At 34.2% G+C, this 17,402-nt stretch carries 17 protein-coding genes and 1 tRNA gene; 7 read left to right on the forward strand and 11 right to left on the reverse strand.

Annotated features, from left to right (window positions below):
- Window positions 1-53: 53 nt before the first annotated feature.
- Window positions 54-1,226, reverse strand: a complete 1,173-nt coding sequence (locus tag Q4566_RS03085) for an LOG family protein (RefSeq protein ID WP_303418159.1) — start codon at window positions 1,224-1,226, stop codon at window positions 54-56.
- Between the two features lie 72 nt (window positions 1,227-1,298).
- Between Q4566_RS03085 and Q4566_RS03090 the strand changes: the two genes are divergently transcribed.
- Window positions 1,299-1,589 carry a hypothetical protein gene (locus tag Q4566_RS03090; RefSeq protein WP_303418160.1) on the forward strand — a complete coding sequence of 97 codons (291 nt, stop codon included), beginning with the start codon at window positions 1,299-1,301 and terminating at the stop codon, window positions 1,587-1,589.
- Between the two features lie 58 nt (window positions 1,590-1,647).
- Here Q4566_RS03090 and Q4566_RS03095 read toward each other — a convergent pair.
- Window positions 1,648-1,721, reverse strand: a tRNA-Met gene (locus tag Q4566_RS03095).
- 131 nt (window positions 1,722-1,852) lie between these two features.
- Here Q4566_RS03095 and Q4566_RS03100 point away from each other — a divergent pair.
- Both Q4566_RS03100 and Q4566_RS03105 read left to right on the forward strand, forming a co-directional pair.
- A complete protein-coding gene (locus Q4566_RS03100; RefSeq protein WP_303418161.1) occupies window positions 1,853-2,245 on the forward strand; it encodes an START-like domain-containing protein in 393 nt (130 codons plus the stop codon).
- Window positions 2,246-2,312: 67 nt separating this feature from the next.
- Window positions 2,313-3,155, forward strand: a complete 843-nt coding sequence (locus tag Q4566_RS03105; protein ID WP_303418162.1) for an aminotransferase class IV — start codon at window positions 2,313-2,315, stop codon at window positions 3,153-3,155.
- Here Q4566_RS03105 and Q4566_RS03110 read toward each other — a convergent pair.
- The 5 genes from Q4566_RS03110 to Q4566_RS03130 all read right to left on the reverse strand — a co-directional run bounded on the left by Q4566_RS03110 (window position 3,152) and on the right by Q4566_RS03130 (window position 7,726).
- Window positions 3,152-3,712 (reverse strand): YqgE/AlgH family protein, encoded by a 561-nt coding sequence (locus Q4566_RS03110; RefSeq protein WP_216066100.1) that lies wholly within the window; start codon window positions 3,710-3,712, stop codon window positions 3,152-3,154. The two genes, Q4566_RS03105 and Q4566_RS03110, sit on opposite strands and share 4 nt — an antisense overlap.
- Window positions 3,713-3,834: 122 nt before the next feature.
- Window positions 3,835-4,107 (reverse strand): HU family DNA-binding protein, encoded by a 273-nt coding sequence (locus tag Q4566_RS03115; RefSeq protein WP_067147527.1) that lies wholly within the window; start codon window positions 4,105-4,107, stop codon window positions 3,835-3,837.
- A 190-nt stretch (window positions 4,108-4,297) separates the two neighbouring features.
- A complete protein-coding gene (gene fmt / locus Q4566_RS03120; RefSeq protein WP_303418168.1) occupies window positions 4,298-5,245 on the reverse strand; it encodes a methionyl-tRNA formyltransferase in 948 nt (315 codons plus the stop codon).
- A 35-nt stretch (window positions 5,246-5,280) separates the two neighbouring features.
- Complete coding sequence (locus Q4566_RS03125) at window positions 5,281-7,185, reverse strand: ATP-dependent DNA helicase RecQ (RefSeq protein ID WP_303418170.1); 1,905 nt, start codon at window positions 7,183-7,185, stop codon at window positions 5,281-5,283.
- A 1-nt stretch (window position 7,186) separates the two neighbouring features.
- Entirely contained in the window at window positions 7,187-7,726 is a 540-nt protein-coding gene (locus Q4566_RS03130; protein ID WP_303418172.1) for an ATP-binding protein, read from the reverse strand.
- A 179-nt stretch (window positions 7,727-7,905) separates the two neighbouring features.
- Between Q4566_RS03130 and Q4566_RS03135 the strand changes: the two genes are divergently transcribed.
- The 3 genes from Q4566_RS03135 to murA all read left to right on the forward strand — a co-directional run bounded on the left by Q4566_RS03135 (window position 7,906) and on the right by murA (window position 10,238).
- Entirely contained in the window at window positions 7,906-8,199 is a 294-nt protein-coding gene (locus tag Q4566_RS03135) for a DUF493 family protein (protein WP_303418173.1), read from the forward strand.
- A 65-nt stretch (window positions 8,200-8,264) separates the two neighbouring features.
- The gene (locus tag Q4566_RS03140) at window positions 8,265-8,921 is read left to right on the forward strand and encodes a DUF4290 domain-containing protein (RefSeq protein WP_303418175.1); all 657 of its coding nucleotides are present in this window, start codon (window positions 8,265-8,267) and stop codon (window positions 8,919-8,921) included.
- Between the two features lie 6 nt (window positions 8,922-8,927).
- Complete coding sequence (murA, locus tag Q4566_RS03145; protein WP_303418177.1) at window positions 8,928-10,238, forward strand: UDP-N-acetylglucosamine 1-carboxyvinyltransferase; 1,311 nt, start codon at window positions 8,928-8,930, stop codon at window positions 10,236-10,238.
- Between the two features lie 276 nt (window positions 10,239-10,514).
- Here murA and Q4566_RS03150 read toward each other — a convergent pair whose 3' ends face one another.
- The gene (locus Q4566_RS03150) at window positions 10,515-10,730 is read right to left on the reverse strand and encodes a hypothetical protein (protein ID WP_216066107.1); all 216 of its coding nucleotides are present in this window, start codon (window positions 10,728-10,730) and stop codon (window positions 10,515-10,517) included.
- A 359-nt stretch (window positions 10,731-11,089) separates the two neighbouring features.
- On the opposite strand from Q4566_RS03150, the gene Q4566_RS03155 reads away from it, so the two are divergent.
- Window positions 11,090-11,941, forward strand: coding sequence for a DUF2911 domain-containing protein (locus Q4566_RS03155; protein WP_303418180.1), 852 nt, complete (start codon window positions 11,090-11,092; stop codon window positions 11,939-11,941).
- Window positions 11,942-12,020: 79 nt separating this feature from the next.
- On the opposite strand, the gene Q4566_RS03160 is transcribed toward Q4566_RS03155, so the two are convergent.
- From Q4566_RS03160 to Q4566_RS03170, 3 genes are all read right to left on the reverse strand, one after another.
- Entirely contained in the window at window positions 12,021-12,995 is a 975-nt protein-coding gene (locus Q4566_RS03160) for a Gfo/Idh/MocA family protein (protein ID WP_303418182.1), read from the reverse strand.
- Window positions 12,976-14,697: a sodium:solute symporter gene (locus tag Q4566_RS03165; RefSeq protein WP_303418184.1), complete on the reverse strand. Its 1,722-nt coding sequence runs from the start codon at window positions 14,695-14,697 to the stop codon at window positions 12,976-12,978. The genes Q4566_RS03160 and Q4566_RS03165 overlap by 20 nt, the downstream gene beginning before the upstream one ends.
- 121 nt (window positions 14,698-14,818) lie before the next feature.
- Window positions 14,819-17,335, reverse strand: a complete 2,517-nt coding sequence (locus tag Q4566_RS03170) for a PIG-L family deacetylase (protein ID WP_303418186.1) — start codon at window positions 17,333-17,335, stop codon at window positions 14,819-14,821.
- Between the last annotated feature and the right edge of the window lie 67 nt (window positions 17,336-17,402).

The following is a 17,402-nucleotide window of genomic DNA, read 5'->3' on the forward strand; positions in this document are numbered from 1 at the left end:
AATTACTTTTATATGTAGTTAAATTTTATTGTGAATTAAAAAAAGAAAACAGCCTATTTTGGAAAGGCGTAGTTTTCAGGATTATAATTTAGAATGTGGTTAATAACTTCAGAAGTATCTTCGGTAAGGTGCAGCAATTCTCCATATGGCCTACCTTCAGAGGTTTGCTTCATGAAATTCCAAAGAGGTCTTTCTACAGTCCAAGCTTTAATTCCAAAAAGAATCATGGGTGAAACATATTTCTTTGTGGCATGTATATTATACGGTGCATAGTGGTTTTGTGTGGCATCCTGAAATATTTCCTGAGTGGTTCCTGCGCTACCTGGAGCAAAAATAACACCGTATTTAGCAATAGTAAGTAAACCATCTTCTCGAACACTATTGGCAAAGTATTTGGCTATATGTGTAGCAAAAGGAGCAGGTGGTTCATGTCCATAAAGCCAAGTGGGAACGCCAATACTCATTGATGCTTTTTCTTTTCCTGGCGGAATGGGGTATTTAGTCATTATTTTCCAAGCACGATGCAACCAATCTTTGTCATCGTATTCTTTTCCTTTAGGCGAATCAACTGGGCGTGTTTTAAATTCATTAACAGCTTCTATTAATTCATTTTCTGTTCGACAAGCAAAATAGGCACCTAAGTGCGTGGCCTCCATAGCGCCTGGACCACCGCCGCTAACCATGAGAAAACCCTTCCGCGTAAGCGTTCTTGATATTTTTGCTATTTCTAAGTAATAAGGGTCTTGACGTTCCATGGCATGTCCTCCCATTATGGCAACTACTTTTCGATCTTCGATAAGTTCGTAAAGCGCATCGGTAATGCTGTGGTCATGGAGTCTTCTGGCTAAACTGGTGTGGATGGAAGCAGGGGTTTCCAGACCGTTTTCTACATAATCTTTGTAGACTTTGTAGTCGAAGGTGTCCTTATAACCGCCTTCATTATTGATGTCAAAACCTTTAAATAATTCTTCTACCGAGTATAATCTGGCTTTGTGCATTTTAAAAGGCTGGTCTTTTCTGTTGGAAATGATCATGCCTCCTGTTTTAACAATATGTCCAGCAGCTTCATTGGTTAAATCACAACCCAAAAACATAGCGTCTTTGAAAGTGTGTTCAAAAATTTTAGCATCATAAGCCAGTAAATTTAGTTCTTGTAAGGCAACGGGAGTTTTTGCTCCAGAATTTACCCAGTTTTCAAAATCTAATAAATCGTCTATTTCGGTCATGAATACTTAGGTTTGAAGTCTTTAATAGCATTAAAAGTTGATGAAAAAGGCTGTCGTTTAGTTTGCTAATATATGAAATCTTTCAAGGGTAGTTGCAGTTATAAAAGTGTGGGGTTTGATTATCGGTATGATGTTAATTCCGTTTTTAAAGTAGGGATGCTCTCAGGAGAGTTTGTTCTAAAGCCTACTGAAAATCCAATCGTTTTTATTAGCTCAGGAATAGGTGTTATACCTTTGTTAATTATGTTTAAAGAAGCTTCTAAATATCAAAACTATATAACCGTTATACAATGTGTAGCCAATAGTGATGTTCAAGCTTTTGATTTAGAACTTAAGGCATTGTTGTACCTATGTTGTGCTTGAGCTATTTTTTTTGCATAAAAAAAGGGCTTCAATTTCTTGAAACCCTTGTCGTTACTTGTAGCGAGAGCGGGGCACGATCCCGCGACCTCCGGGTTATGAATCCGACGCTCTAACCAGCTGAGCTACCTCGCCATAATTTGAGGCTGCAAATATAGAAACATTATTGTTGTTACCAAACAGATCTGAAAAAAAATAATATTAAATTTTATAGGCTCACTTATCAATTAATGTATATATTGGCGATATAAATTTCTAAATTACTTATGGACGACAAAGTTAGATTTGATATTGAATTTCCAATACATGCTTCCCCTCAACTTTTATACACTTATATTTCAACACCTTCTGGTTTATCAGAATGGTTTTCAGACAACGTAAATTCTCGAGGCGAGTTATTTACTTTTATTTGGGATGGCAGCGAAGAAAAAGCAAAATTACTAAATAAAAAATCAGGTGAACGTGTGAAATTCAGATGGTTAGAAGATGAAGAAGATGGGCAGTCCTATTATTTTGAAATTAAAATTCAAGTTGATGAAATTACAAAAGATGTGTCTCTTATGATTACAGATTATGCTGAAGACGATGAAGTTGATGAAGCTAAAATGCTTTGGACGAATCAAATTTCCAGTTTAAAGCAAGTATTAGGTTCTGCTTAATTACAAATAGCATATTTTAAATTATATTTGTCCCGCTTACATAAAAAACATGTAAGCGGGATTTTTTATGACGAATTTTAACGGAACACTTTTAGACGGAAACGCTTTTTTATCAATTCAAAATAGAGGTTATGCCTATGGCGATGCCCTTTTTGAAACTATAAAATCGAGTGGTGGTAAATTGTTGTTTTGGGAAGATCATTATTTTAGATTAATGGCATCTATGCGTATCATGCGTATGGAAATTCCAATGAGTTTTACTATGGAATTCTTAGAAAGTGAAATTCAAAAAACTTTGGAAGCTAACGATTTAGAAAAGGCGTCTTCCCGTGTAAAATTAACAGTGCATAGAAATGAAGGTGGTTTATATGCTCCTAAAACGAATAATGTCAGTTTTGTAATTGCTGTAAACGCACTTTCAGAAAGCTTTTATACCATCTCAGAGGCGTTTTACGAAGTGGATTTATTCAAAGACTACTATGTATCACCAAGTTTATTATCGACTTTAAAAACGAATAATAAAGCTTTAAATGTTGTAGGGAGTATTTATGCAAAAGAAAACGGCTTAAATAATTGCCTTTTGTTGAATACAAATAAACAAGTTGTTGAAGCTTTAAACGGTAACGTATTTCTTGTAAAAGGAAATACTATTAAAACACCTCCTTTAACTGATGGGTGTTTAAAAGGCGTGATGAGAACGCAACTAATCGAACTGGTTAAAGCAGTTCCAGAATATGAATTGGTAGAAGATTCAATTTCACCATTCGAGCTTCAAAAGGCAGATGAAATTTTTATTACCAATGTAATGGTTGGTATTCAGCCCGTAAGTAAATACAGGAAAAAGACATTTACAAATGAAGTTTCTAAAAGCTTACTTCAAAAATTAAATGTAAAAATCCGGTTAAATTAATTATAACTCGGGTTTTCTGGCGCATTAGACCAAATGCTGTACTCGCCACCAAACTCTAACATTTTTTCTTTCCAAAAGGTTTCATAGTCTTTTTCTATGATGTTCTTTTTGTAAATGTTTTCAGAAACGACCCAAGAATTAGATTTTAATTCGGTATCTAATTGATTGGTGTCCCATCCAGAATAACCTAAAAAGAAACGAATATCATTTTCATTGATGGTATTTGTTTTAATCAGTTCTGCAACACGATTAAAATCACCTCCCCAATAAATCCCTAAAGAAATTTCAATACTATTTGGTATTAATTGCGGTATTTTATGAATAAAATATAAGTTATCTTGCTCAACAGGTCCGCCATTATACACTTTAAAAGTTGCTTCTACTTCTGGAATTAACTCATTAATTGTATAATCTAAGGGTTTGTTAAGGATAAAGCCTATAGATCCTTCTTCCGAATGATCTGCTAATAAGACTATAGAACGGTTAAAAGAAACATCTCCAATAATTGCAGGTTCTGCAATTAATAAATCTCCTTTTTTGGGTTTTATTGTCACCATATGTTGAGGAATTTAGTAACTAAAACTAATATTAATTTATTGAAAATGCAACTCTTTTGTTAATATATAAGAAAAAAGCCTCCAAATAGGAGGCTTTTTTTAAAATATAAAGAAGTAAATGATTAGTTTACTGCGTTTGATAAATCAGAACCAGCTTTAAACTTTACAATGTTTTTAGCTGCAATTTTGATAGTTTCTCCTGTTTGAGGGTTTCTTCCGTCTCTTGCAGCTCTATTAGAAACTGACCAAGATCCGAATCCTACTAAAGAAACTCTATTTCCTTTTTTTAAAGCTCCTTCAATTTCAGTTAACGCACATTCTAAAGCTTTTTTTGCAGCTGCTTTAGTAATTCCTGCGTGTTCTGCCATTGCGTCGATTAAATCTGTTTTGTTCATAATGTATAATTTAATTATTAATAAAAGTTGGATTACATTTTTGTTTAAATCCTTTACAAATTTATACGGATTATGCAATCATGCAAGTAATAGCAAGGGAAATACATGGTTTTGTTAATAACTTCATCTATTTGTTAATAAAGGGTGTGCGCTTTATCGGATATTTGGTGATATCAATGATAATAAGGGTTTACAGCATTTTGGCGTTTTCCTCAAAAGTGTATCCGTTTAAAAGTGATTTTATATCCATAGCACGTTTACCTGGAAGCTTAATTTCTTGTAAAATAAGATAACCGTCTGTAACTGCTACTTTTAACTCTTTTTTGGTTGAAATGATGGTTCCAATAGTATCATTGTGGTCTGCTAATTCTTTTTTGGTAGCATATATTTTGATGTCTAATTCATCTTCACCATTCTTTAAAGTGGTCCAAGCAGCTGGGTACGGACTTAAGCCACGAATGTGGTTGAAAATATTATCCATAGAGCTTTCCCAGTTTATCTTACAATTGTCTTTATTAAGTTTGTAAGCGGTCTTAATATCTGCTGAATCTTTCTGCGGAATTGTCTTCACGCTGCCTTTTTCAATGGATTCTACTGTTTTTAAAACTAGGTTGCTTCCAATAGTCATTAACTTGTCATGAAGACTTCCTGCATTTTCGTTAGGCTCAATTGAAATTTCTTCTTGAAGAATCATGTCTCCAGTGTCAATTTCCTCATCTATAAAGAAAGTTGAAACTCCTGTTTTTGTTTCACCATTTATAATGGCCCAATTTATAGGAGCTGCACCACGGTAATTTGGTAATAAAGAAGCGTGTAAATTAAAAGTACCATATTCAGGCATGCTCCAAACCAATTTTGGTAACATTCTAAAGGCTACAACAATTTGTAAATTAGCATTTAATGATTTTAATTCTTCTAAAAAAGCTTCTTCCTTTAAATTGGTTGGCTGTAAAACGTTTAAGTTTTGTGAAACCGCATACTTTTTAACAGCACTTTCATTTAGTTTTCTGCCGCGTCCTGCAGGTTTATCTGGGGCAGTAATAACGCCCACAATGTTTTTGTTGTTTTCTACTAAGGTTTTTAAGGTGTCTACCGCAAAATCGGGTGTACCCATAAATACGATTCTTAAATCTTTCATCTTTTGATGGCTTTATTATAGTGTCGTTTGCAATTTTACAAATGACTTAATTTATATGTGTTTTTTGAGGTAATTGTGATTATTTGGTGTTCTAAAAGTAATTTTAAAACGGTTTTTAATTCATTTTCAGAACAATTCATTTGCTCTAAAAGGTCTCTTGAAGAATAATCTCCCGATTCTAAAATTTCAATAAGATTTCTTTTTACTGAATTGATGTCCTGCGGTACTTCCTTTTTTTTCTGTTGAATGCATACTGAACATATTTTGCAGTCTTCAACATTTTTTTCACCAAAATAGGAGAGGAGTTGTACACTTTTACAAACGGAATCGTTTTCAATATAATCAAGCATGGCTTTTACTTGATTTTGTTTCAATTTATTTTGTTGTTTTATTATGGGTGCAATCCTATTGATTGTTATTTCGTCTTCTCGTGGTTCTATAAAAGTTACTTGAGCATCTGTTTTAGCTAAATTAAGCGCTATAATTTCATCGTCCTCTAATTGCTGTAAGGTATTTATCAAATGGTGTTCAGCAATAGATGCTTTTTTGGATACCTTTTTTAGATCTACTTTTGTTGGGTTGTCAAAAATTCCACCATACATTCTTAAAATAGATTTGACGATAATTCCGTAATCTTCATGCGTGTCTAAATAATTAAAAAGGGCATTGTTAGAAATAATAAATTGTACAGTCACCTTATTTTTAAATTGTTTCGATAGGGTGATTACGCTATTTCTATCTAAAAAAAGCAAGGCATTATAGCATAAAATAGATGGAAATTGGTAGGTTTTACAAAAACTATTAAAATCGAAATCGAAAGTTTCATATTCACCTTCTCCATAGGAAACTTGAAAATAGTTACATAGTTTTCTATACACTTGTTTAATTAAATCTACCGTAGGTAAAACACTTAAAAACTGATTTTTAACAAGTTCTTCATCGCTTTTGTTTTTTAAAATTACCGCAAATGCTTTCTCTCCGTTTCGTCCGGCACGACCAGCTTCTTGAAAATAACTTTCAATACTTTCAGGGAGATTTAAATGAACAACTGTTTTAACATCAGGCTTGTCTATACCCATACCAAAGGCATTGGTTGCTACCATCACTTGACTCTGGTTTTGTAACCAGGCCGTCATGTTTTTATCTTTTTCATCGTTTGTGAGTCCGCCATGATAAAAAGTAGCACTTATGTTTTTAGATTTTAAAAAGGAGGCTATTTCAATCGTTGCTTTTCTATTTCGAACGTATACAATCGACGATGCAGGATTTTTTCTTAAGATGGTTTCAAGTCTGTAATGTTTATCATTTTCATGAAAAACCATGTAAGCCAGATTACTTCTCCAGAAGGATGTTTTAAATATTTTAGGCTGAATGAAATCTAACTCCTTTATGATATCGTTAACTACTTCTGGTTTTGCCGAAGCTGTGAGTGCTACCACATTTGCTGAAGGCCGTAAACGCCTTAACAGTTCAATATTTTTATAAGCTGGTCTAAAATCGCTTCCCCACTGTGAAATACAATGCGCTTCATCAACGGCAATTAAATTGACATTCATGAGTCTGATGCGATCTTGCACAAGCTCCTGCTGTAAACGTTCTGGCGACAAGTATAAAAACTTGTAATTGCCATAAATACAGTTGTCAAGCATCGTGTCTAACTGGCTGTAACTTATGCCGCTAGTTAGAGTCATCGCTTTAATGCCTTTATCGTTTAAAGCTTGTACTTGGTCTTTCATTAAGGCAATTAACGGAGAAATTACAATACAAATACCGTCTTTGGCTAAGGCTGGAATTTGAAAACATAAAGATTTACCACCACCAGTTGGTAGCAAGACAAAAGTATCCTCGCCTTCAATGACTGCATTTATAATAGCTTCTTGTTCTGGCCTGAAATTGGTAAAATTCCAATAACGTTCTAATATGGTAATGGGATGTTCCATATTAAAAGTTAATGGTTTTTAATATGAAGTTTGTACGGTTTTCAACGGTGTCAAAAGGCACATCAATTAATTGATAATGATACGACTCGTAGGTTTTTACAAGGAATTTATGAATGTCTTGCGCTTGTTCAAAAGTTTCATAACGCTCACTATCACTTGTGTAAATAGATTGCCAAGGTTTTAAAACAAAAACGATATCGTATTTTGAGTTTTTGCAGGTCTCCATAAATTCTGGAGGGTAAGAGTCTCCTATAAAATCCATATAGGCTAAAACATCGTGAACACCTCTATCAAAGAAAATGGCTTTATCCTTGACGTTTTCTGCGTCTTTAAATTGCTGTGCTCGGCCTTTTAAAAGCATTTCACTAAACAGTAGTGGATTGGTTAGGAAAAGCTGATCGATGCCTTTCTTTTTGGCTTCAATGATAACCTGACGTGAAATTTCTTCCATGCATGGAAACCCTCTTTTTATTAACGCATTAATTAAAGTTGATTTGCCCGTTCCGGGACCACCTGTAATAAGAATTTTTTTTGTGTTCAAATCCGCCATATTTGCTGTAAAAATCGGAATTTAACAGCTATAAAAAAAATGGAAAGCTAAAGTCACTAGTTTTATTAATAGTCTAAAGTGAAAGTTTTCAATTTTAGACTAGAATTCAACACTTTAATTGTATGGGAATGAAAAGATGAAATTGTATATTTGTGCTAGAAAAAATGACTATGAGCACACCTCCAAATTCAGAAGAATTTTATAAGAAATTAAAAGAACAATTATACGATACAGCCCAATGGCCATCGGAATATTTATATAAATTTATAGTAATTTCAGATAAATCAAAAATTATTCAAATAGAAGATATTTTCGATAATTTAGGTGCTGTTATTAATACAAAGGAATCTAAAAACGGTAAATACACGAGTGTTTCAATAAATGTGACCATGAAAAATCCTGAAACAGTGATTGCCAAGTATAAAGAAGTCACAGAAAATGTTGAAGGCGTTATCAGTCTTTAGATATTTTTTGTACTTTGCGCATGCAGAAACACTTCATGCAATACAATTAACTCTACACATTTATTTTGATAGATACATTAGAATACAACACCGAGCGTGAGCATTTAATCATTCCAGAATACGGAAGGCATATGCAGAAGATGATTAATTACGCGAAATCATTAGAATCTAAAGAAGAACGTAATAAGGTAGCCAAAGGTATTATTGCCGTTATGGGAAATATGCAACCGCACTTAAGAGACGTTCCAGATTTTCAACATAAGCTTTGGGATCAAATGTTTATCATGTCTAATTTTGAATTAGATGCCGATTCGCCTTACCCAATTCCTACTAAAGAAATTTACGAAGAGCGTCCAGAACCTTTAAGATACCCTCAAAATTTTCCTAAATATCGTTTTTACGGAAACAATATTAAAACCATGATTGATGTGGCAAATACCTGGGAAGATGGCGAACTTAAAGAAGCGTTAACGTATACGATTGCCAATCATATGAAAAAGTGTTTCTTAAACTGGAATAAAGATACCGTTGAAGATGCCGTGATTTACGATCATTTATATGAACTTTCAGGAGGTAAAATTAACTTAAAGAATTCTGAAGAAGATTTATCAGACGCTACAAGTTTAATGCGTTCAAAAACGAAGTTTTCTAACAATAACAATACGAAGAAAACGCATCATAAAAAAAGCAATTCTAATAACCGACAAAGAAAACGCTACTAAAATTTCATGGGAACATTTAAAATTGAAGGCGGTCACCAATTAAAGGGAAGTATTCAACCTCAAGGTGCAAAAAACGAAGCTTTACAAATTCTGTGTGCAGTTTTATTAACTCCAGAAGTCGTTACAATACATAATATTCCAAATATTATTGATGTTAATAAATTAATAGCCTTACTACAAAATCTAGGTGTAAAGGTTAACAAGTTAGAAAAGGGGACTTATACTTTTCAAGCGGATGATGTTAACTTAAAATATCTAGAATCTGATCAATTTAAAATTGACGGACGTGGTTTACGAGGTTCTATCATGATTGTTGGTCCGTTATTAGCACGTTTCGGTAGAGGTTTTATACCTAAGCCAGGGGGAGATAAAATTGGGCGTCGTCGTTTAGATACTCACTTTGAAGGCTTAATTAACTTAGGTGCAAAATTTAGATACAGCAAAGAAGAACAGTTTTATGGTGTTGAAGCTGAAAAACTAAAAGGTGCTTACATGCTTCTTGAAGAAGCTTCAGTAACAGGAACAGCAAATATTTTAATGGCTGCTGTTTTAGCTGAAGGAAAAACAACGATTTACAACGCAGCTTGCGAACCTTATTTACAGCAATTATGTAAAATGCTGAATAGAATGGGGGCTAAAATTAGCGGAGTAGGTTCTAATTTATTAGTCATTGAAGGTGTAGATAGCCTTGGCGGAACAGAGCATACCATGCTTCCAGATATGATTGAAATTGGAAGTTGGATTGGTCTTGCTGCGATGACTAAAAGCGAATTAACGATCACTAATGTGTCTTGGGATGATTTGGGAGTGATTCCTGCAACGTTTAGAAAATTAGGAATTACTGTAGAACAGCGTGGTGACGATATTTATATCCCTGCACATACTAATGGTTACGAAATTCAAAGTTTTATAGATGGTTCTATTTTAACTATTTCTGATGCACCATGGCCTGGATTTACGCCAGATTTACTAAGTATCATTTTAGTAGTGGCAACACAAGCTAGAGGAAGTGTTTTAATTCACCAAAAGATGTTCGAAAGTCGTTTATTCTTCGTTGATAAATTAATTGATATGGGCGCTAAAATTATTTTATGTGATCCGCATAGAGCAACCGTTATAGGTCATGATTTTAAATCGACATTAAAGGCAACAACAATGACCTCGCCAGATATTCGTGCAGGTGTGTCTTTATTAATAGCGGCGCTTTCTGCTAAAGGAACATCATCTATTCAAAATATCGAACAAATAGATAGAGGTTACGAACATATTGATGAACGTTTACGTGCTATAGGTGCAAAAATTGAGCGTATCGACTAATTATGAGTAACTTATTATATATACAAAAAGGCTTGTTTTTTTTAAACAAGTCTTTTTTTGTGCTTAATTTATTCTGTAACTCAAATACGATAAAACTGTGTCAATATAAGTTGAAACTGTTTTAGGCTTATTAAAAAAAAATAGCCATTCAGATTAGTTAGAATTAAATAAAATAATCCTTATCATGAAAATAAGGGAACACTAGGGGGTAGGGAGCGGACATAAAAAAGCCCTTGCTTATAATATACGTTATAAAAGCAAGGGCTTAAAAATAGGTTAAGGTCTACCTTTTAACCTTTTTTCAATTTTTTGTTTTATAGCTGTTAAGCGTTTCATAAGATCCATGATTTCGGGATCTTTTTCTTCTTTATAGATGCTGTTTAAGCTTAATATTAGTTCTTTTACTTCTCTAGACGATTCTATGCGTTCACTAGTTGTTTTAAACGTGTGCTTGCGTTGTTCGAATTCTAAAGCTCGGTCTATAATCTCCATACAGTATGTTTAATCTTTAATCAATTTTAAGGGAAGTAACGTGTAGTTTTTCGTCACAATTCGCCAATATAATAAAATCTATGATATTTTCGATTTTTATAGTGAATAATTATGTAAATTTTAGTATTCTATCGTTTAATACATCCGATTTTTCATTATTAAAGGTTTTAGAACCTTAAATTGTTGTTTTTTTTAATGGTTTTTTAGTCGAAGTTAAACGTTAAAGCAAGCTCGAATAATTAGGCTTTCTATTCGTATTAGGCTCCTTTAAAAATGAAGTTATTTTATAGTTTTGTTAACAAAAAACGAAATTTGGATGTGTAATTTTATAGCTATTATTTAATTCAAAATAAATTGAAATGAAAAAATTACTATTACTTTTTATGACTTGTGCTACAGTGTTTTCTGTAAATGCTCAAGTAAACACACCACAACCAAGTCCTGCTGCTAAATTAGAGCAAAAAGTTGGTTTAACAGATGTTACCCTTGAATATTCTAGACCAAGTGTAAAAGGACGTATTATCTTTGGTGATCTTGTACCATATAGTAAAATGTGGAGAACAGGAGCGAATAAAAATACAATCATCACATTTAGTACAGAAGCAGAGATTGATGGTTATAAATTAAAGCCAGGTTCTTATGCCATTTTCACAGAACCAGGAGAAAGCCTTTGGAAAGTTTACTTTTATTCAGATACTGAAAACTGGGGAACTCCAAAAAAATGGGATGAAACTAATGTCGTAGCTGTTACATCTGTAAAAGCACACAGTGTTCCTTTTAATGTGGAAACCTTTACTTTAGATATTAATAGCATTACTAATAGTGGCGCTAATATTGAACTTATTTGGGAGAAAACATATATCGCTATTCCTTTCACAGTTCCTACAGACGATGCTGTTTTAGCGAGCATTAATGATGTTCTAGGTGGAAGTCCAAAAGCAAGTGATTATTATGCTGCGGCATCTTATTACTTACAAGAAGGGAAAAGTCCTAAGCAAGCTATGGAATGGATTGATAAAGCTGTTGAAATGACCAAAGAGAAACCACTTTTCTATTATATAAGAAAACAGTCTCTAATTCATGCTAAAGCAGGAGATTCGAAAGGCGCTATTGCAGCGGCAAGAAAATCATTGGAATTAGCTAAAATTGCTGGAAATGATGATTACGTAAAAATGAATCAAGATTCTTTAGATGAATGGTTGGGCGAGTAAGCTTAACATTTAAGAACCTGATATAACAAAAACGCAACCTTTTCGGGTTGCGTTTTTTTGTTATTTATAGATTATTAGTTTAATAATTTAAATTAATAAGTGCTCGAACTTTGTCTAGAGTATTTATCAATTGTTCGCTAAAATTAAAAGTCATGATATCACTTTCAGTCTTACCTTGACGCAGTAATTCATTAAAATGAATGGTTTCGTAATTATAACCGATAGTATCGTAACCAAAATCAATAGTTTCTTCTTTAACTTGAGTTGTGATGGTTACCGTTGAAGGTTGATGAAACATGCCATTAATTTTAACTGTTGCTCTTTCGAATTGAAAAGTAGCTTCCGTTGGCAAGTCTTCTAATAGAGAACTTTTTAAATGCGCCGTTGCACCGTTATCATATTGAAAAATAATGTCACATGATGAATCGGCACCATTATCAAAATAGGTCGCTTTTGCTTCTATATTTTCTGGAATACCTAAAGATGATAGGGCTGCGAAAATAGGGTAGATGCCTATATCTAACAAACTCCCACCTCCTAATGATTTATTATATAATCGAGACGTGTCGTCAAAAGTTCTGTAAAAGCCGAAATCAGCTTCAAGTTTCTGGAGTTTACCGTAAGTTTTGTTTTCAATAATATTTAGAACATAGTTGTAATGAGGTAGGAAATAGGTCCAAAGTGCCTCCATTAAAAGGACGTTCTTCTCTTTTGCTTTGAAAACCATTTCCTGAACTTCTTCTATATTCATGGCAAACGGTTTTTCACAAAGTACAGCGATTCCATGTTCTAAACATAAAAGCGTATTCTCCTTATGAAAGGTATGTGGTGTCGCGATGTAAACCGCATCGATATTAGGATCTTCAGCTAATAATTTATAACTATCATAGGCTTTAGTGGCATTAAACTTTTCCGCGAAAGCGTTTGCTTTTTCTTGAGTTCGTGAAGCTACAGCATAAAGTTTTGCTCCAGAAACCGTCTGCAAGTCTGTAGCAAATTTATTAGCGATTTTCCCAAGGCCTATAATGCCCCAATTAATTGTTTTCTGTTCCAATGGCTTTGTTGTTTGGTAATATATATTGAAGGATACATGCCAAGGTAATCACGATTAGGCAACCTACAAAATTTAACCACAAAAAAGGCAGGTTAATGTATTCATATTCATTTAACAAGAATAAACTAATTACCAAAACTTGAGTGATTAATGCGCCTATGAAAACAGCGTTTCCTTTTACAAACTTGAAGAAAAAAGCTAACAAGAAAATACCAAGAACGTTGCCGTAAAATATAGAGCCAATAATGTTTACAAGCTGGATTAAATTTTCAGCCAAATTAGCTACACACGCAATACCAATAGCAATAAGGCCCCAGCCAAAAGTGAACCATTTAGAGGCTCTTACCATGGCTTCTTCGGTTTTTTCTCCGGCATTACGTTTGTATAAATCCATGGTCGTTGTAGAACCTAAGGCGTTTAATTCACTTGCCGTACTGGACATAGCGGCACTTAAAATCACGGCTAGTAATAAACCAATTAATCCGCGAGGTAAGTTGTTTAATATGAAATGAATAAAGACATAATCTTTGTCATTACTTTCTACCTTTATGCCTTTACTTTCCGAGGCTTTGTCGATAAGTAATCGAGCTTCATCTCGTATATCGTCATGTACTTGATTGGCAATAGCCATATATTTTGTAGCGTTTTCATCTTCTGAAGCAATAAAAGACTTTATAATTTTTTGCTTATCATTAAAAACTTCCTTTTGCTCTTTTTGAAGGGTTTGATAGGCATCGGCATATTCCGAATTTAAAACCACTTCAGTAGCTGTAGGGTTGAAGTTTACTGGCGATTCATTAAACTGATAAAAAACAAAAACCATAACCCCAACTAGCAGAATAAAAAACTGCATAGGAATTTTTAAAATACCGTTGAAAATTAATCCCAACTGCATTTCTTTTACCGATTTACCAGAAAGGTATCGCTGCACTTGACTTTGGTCTGTACCGAAATAGGAAAGCATTAAAAAGGTTCCGCCAATAATACCGCTCCAAAACGTGTAGCGGTTATTCAAATCGAATGAAAAATCGAGTACTTCCATTTTTCCGCTGGCTCCAGCAATATCTAAAGCTTTTTTAAAGGTAATATCCTGCGGAAGTTTATCTACAATAAGAAAAAAGGCCACTAGCATTCCGAAGAAGATAACTACCATTTGATGTTTCTGTGTCACGTTAACAGCACGGGTTCCTCCAGAAACCGTGTAAATAATAACGAGTAAACCAATGATAATATTTAAGGTTAGTAGATCCCAACCTAAAACTACAGATAAGATAATAGCGGGTGCAAAAATGGTGATTCCTGCTGCCAATCCACGTTGAATAAGAAACAGTATGGCGGCTAACGTTCGTGTTTTTAAATCGAAACGTTTTTCTAAAAATTCGTAGGCTGTATAGACTTTAAGGCGATAGTATAAGGGGATAAATACCATGCAAATAACCACCATGGCAATAGGCAAACCAAAATAAAATTGCACAAAGCCCATTCCGTCATTAAAAGCTTGTCCGGGAGTGGACAAAAAAGTAATCGCGCTTGCTTGAGTGGCCATTACAGATAAACCGATAGTCCACCATTTGGAGGTGTTGCCACCACGTAAATAATCTGTCACGTTTTTACTGCCTCGTGTTTGCCAAGTACCATAACCAACAATAGCAATTAATGTGGTACATAAAACCGTCCAGTCAATCCAACTTAAAGTTTGCATGTTTTAAAAGGATTTTGTGATGAAGTAAAAAGCAATAAAATAAAGCGCGTTGGCAACTAAGACAACAGTGTATAATTTGAGCCAAGTTTGTTTTGGCGGTTCTTCGTTATCCATAATGTAGTTAATTTTCAGGTTGATTCATCGTTCCTTTTCCTATAGATAGCATGTTTGCAAATAAACGGTAAGCGCCAGAAACGCCTGCTGGAAACTCTCTAAAGAAGCTTAAACCTGTGTAAATATAGTAGCCTTTTCCGTGTTTTGCGACAAGTAAGCTTCCTTTTTTATCAGACTCCTTTTTGTCGTGTAGCTCTAAAATAGGGGTAAATTCTTTGCCCCATGAATCTGGGAAATATAAGCCGCGTTCTTGTGTCCAGCCTTCAAAATCTTTTTGAGTGATTTTATTAGGATAGTTTAAAACGGGGTGATTTGGTTTTAAAAAGCGTACTTCGGCATTTTCATCGGTAACACGATCTCTAGATACATTTAATTTGTATGGTGCGATATTTTCAACTTTTAAACCACGGTTAGTATTGTATTGCACGATCATATTTCCGCCTTGAGCGACAAAATCAAATAACTGTTGTTGTTTAAATTGCAAATCGTCAAGCGTGTTGTAAGCGCGAATACCAACAACGACGGCATCAAATTTATTTAATGATTCAGGTGAAATGTCTTCTGGTTTTAAAAACTGAACCTGATATCCAATTTGCTCTAAGCTTTCAGGAACAACATCGCCTGCCCCTTGGATGTATGCAATGTGGTTACCTTTTTTCTGAATATCTAAACGCACCACCTTGCTCTCGCTTGGTAACAATACTGTTTGCTGCGGAATGTGACTGTAATCAATTTCTATAAGTTCCTTGCTATAGGCTTCGTTACCCACATAAACGATGGGTTTAATGTATCCTTCGCTACCATTTTTTGGAGGAACAACTGTAAAAATGAAATTTTGATCTTCGCCTTTGTGAGCGATTGAAACTTTTTGAGATTTAGGTGAAATTTGCCAATCTGAAGGGTGTTCAATTTCTATGGTGCCTTCCAAATTATCATGGCCAGCTTTAACAATGACATTAATTTGTCGTTTTTCATCGGAATTAAAAATGATGACTTTTTCTGTTATTGCAGCTGAAGCTTGGGTGATGATTTCAAACGGACGGTATAATTCGCCTTTATCGGGCTCTGAATAGCGTTGAATAACGTCTTTAGTAATGGTAAACGGGACGTTGTTGATGAGTAAATTAAAATCAACTTGGTACGCTCGAGGTGTTTCAGGCAGGCCAATTAAGCTTTCATCTTCGACGTGATACATACCTAAACTTCCTTTTTCATTTAACCAATATGGTGTAGTAGGTTTTTGGTCCTTCTTTATTTTAAGTACCTCGTTAAAGTTGTATTTAATATTGTTTTTTAGTGCAATATTTTTTGAAATATTAATGGCTTCTGAAGTTTTAAAACCTACCAGCGTCATAGGTACTTCACTTCGGTTTAGTACTTCAATATTTAATTTCACAGCTTCATCTGGTGTGGCCCAGTTGGTTTCCGCGGAAGCTTCTAAATATAAACCAGCACACATTTCTATAATATGAATGAGTTCTTTAGATTTTTGTATTTTCCAGTGTTCATCTTCAATATTTTGTAGCATTTTATAAGCTTCAACAAGTTGAGGCATGTGTGATGCAGGATTTTTAAAGTTGAAGTTTTTTTCAACATTATATAAAATATCTCCAATAGCATTTCCGCCTTTAATCCTGTTCCAAGTGGTGTCGATGCCTTCAAAAATATCATCGTTATTTTTTAACGGATCTCCTTTAAGAAATTCTATGTACTCTTGTTGTGTACCTCGTTGCGTTAAATTTCCAAAACCTTGGCATAAATGCTGACTTCTAGCTATCGCTGCTACTTCGTTGTTGGATAGTCCTTTTAAGGGGTAGTAAGTACCAATATCAAAACTAATCATGTCGCTTTTATCAGCTTTATCAAATTTATCTTGTCCGCCATAAAACCAATGACTGGTGTTAAAAAACAAGCGTTTTGGTTGCCATAAATGCGTTCTGCTTAATTGATTAGGAAAAGCTGTTTTGTCGTTTGCCAGGTCAAAGGCTTCAACACTTAGCATCGCAGAACCTGTATGGTGACCATGGGTTGTTCCTGGACTTCTGTGATCAAAACGGTTAATGATAATATCTGGTTGAAAGGTTCTAATGGCCAAAACCACATCGCTTAAAACATCATCTTTATCCCAGATTTCAAAAGTTTCGTCAGGGTGTTTTGAATACCCAAAATCGTTTGCTCTTGTAAATAGTTGTTCGCCACCATCTACACGACGCGCGGCAAGTAATTCTTGGGTTCTTAAAACACCCAGTAATTCTCTTATATCTGAACCAATTAAATTTTGTCCGCCATCACCACGTGTTAAGGATAAATAGGCTGTTCTGGCTTTTACATGGTTAGACATGTATGAAATTAAGCGGGTATTTTCATCATCTGGATGTGCCGCTACGTATAAAACGGAACCTAAAAAGTTAAGTTTTTGGATGGACTCGTAAATTTCAGAAGAATTGCTTTTTATTGGAGTTTGTGCGTAGGTAATTGATAGCGTAAAAAGGGCTATCATTAAAGAAAGTAGATTTTTATTCATTTTGGTTGTTCGCTAAAAAATCAAATATAAAAAGTTGTAGGCGGGATAGCTAGGTTTTAATGTTTCT

Origin of the sequence: Tamlana sp. 2_MG-2023 (genome assembly GCF_030548465.1) — a bacterium.
Classification (GTDB): Bacteria; Bacteroidota; Bacteroidia; order Flavobacteriales; family Flavobacteriaceae; genus Pseudotamlana.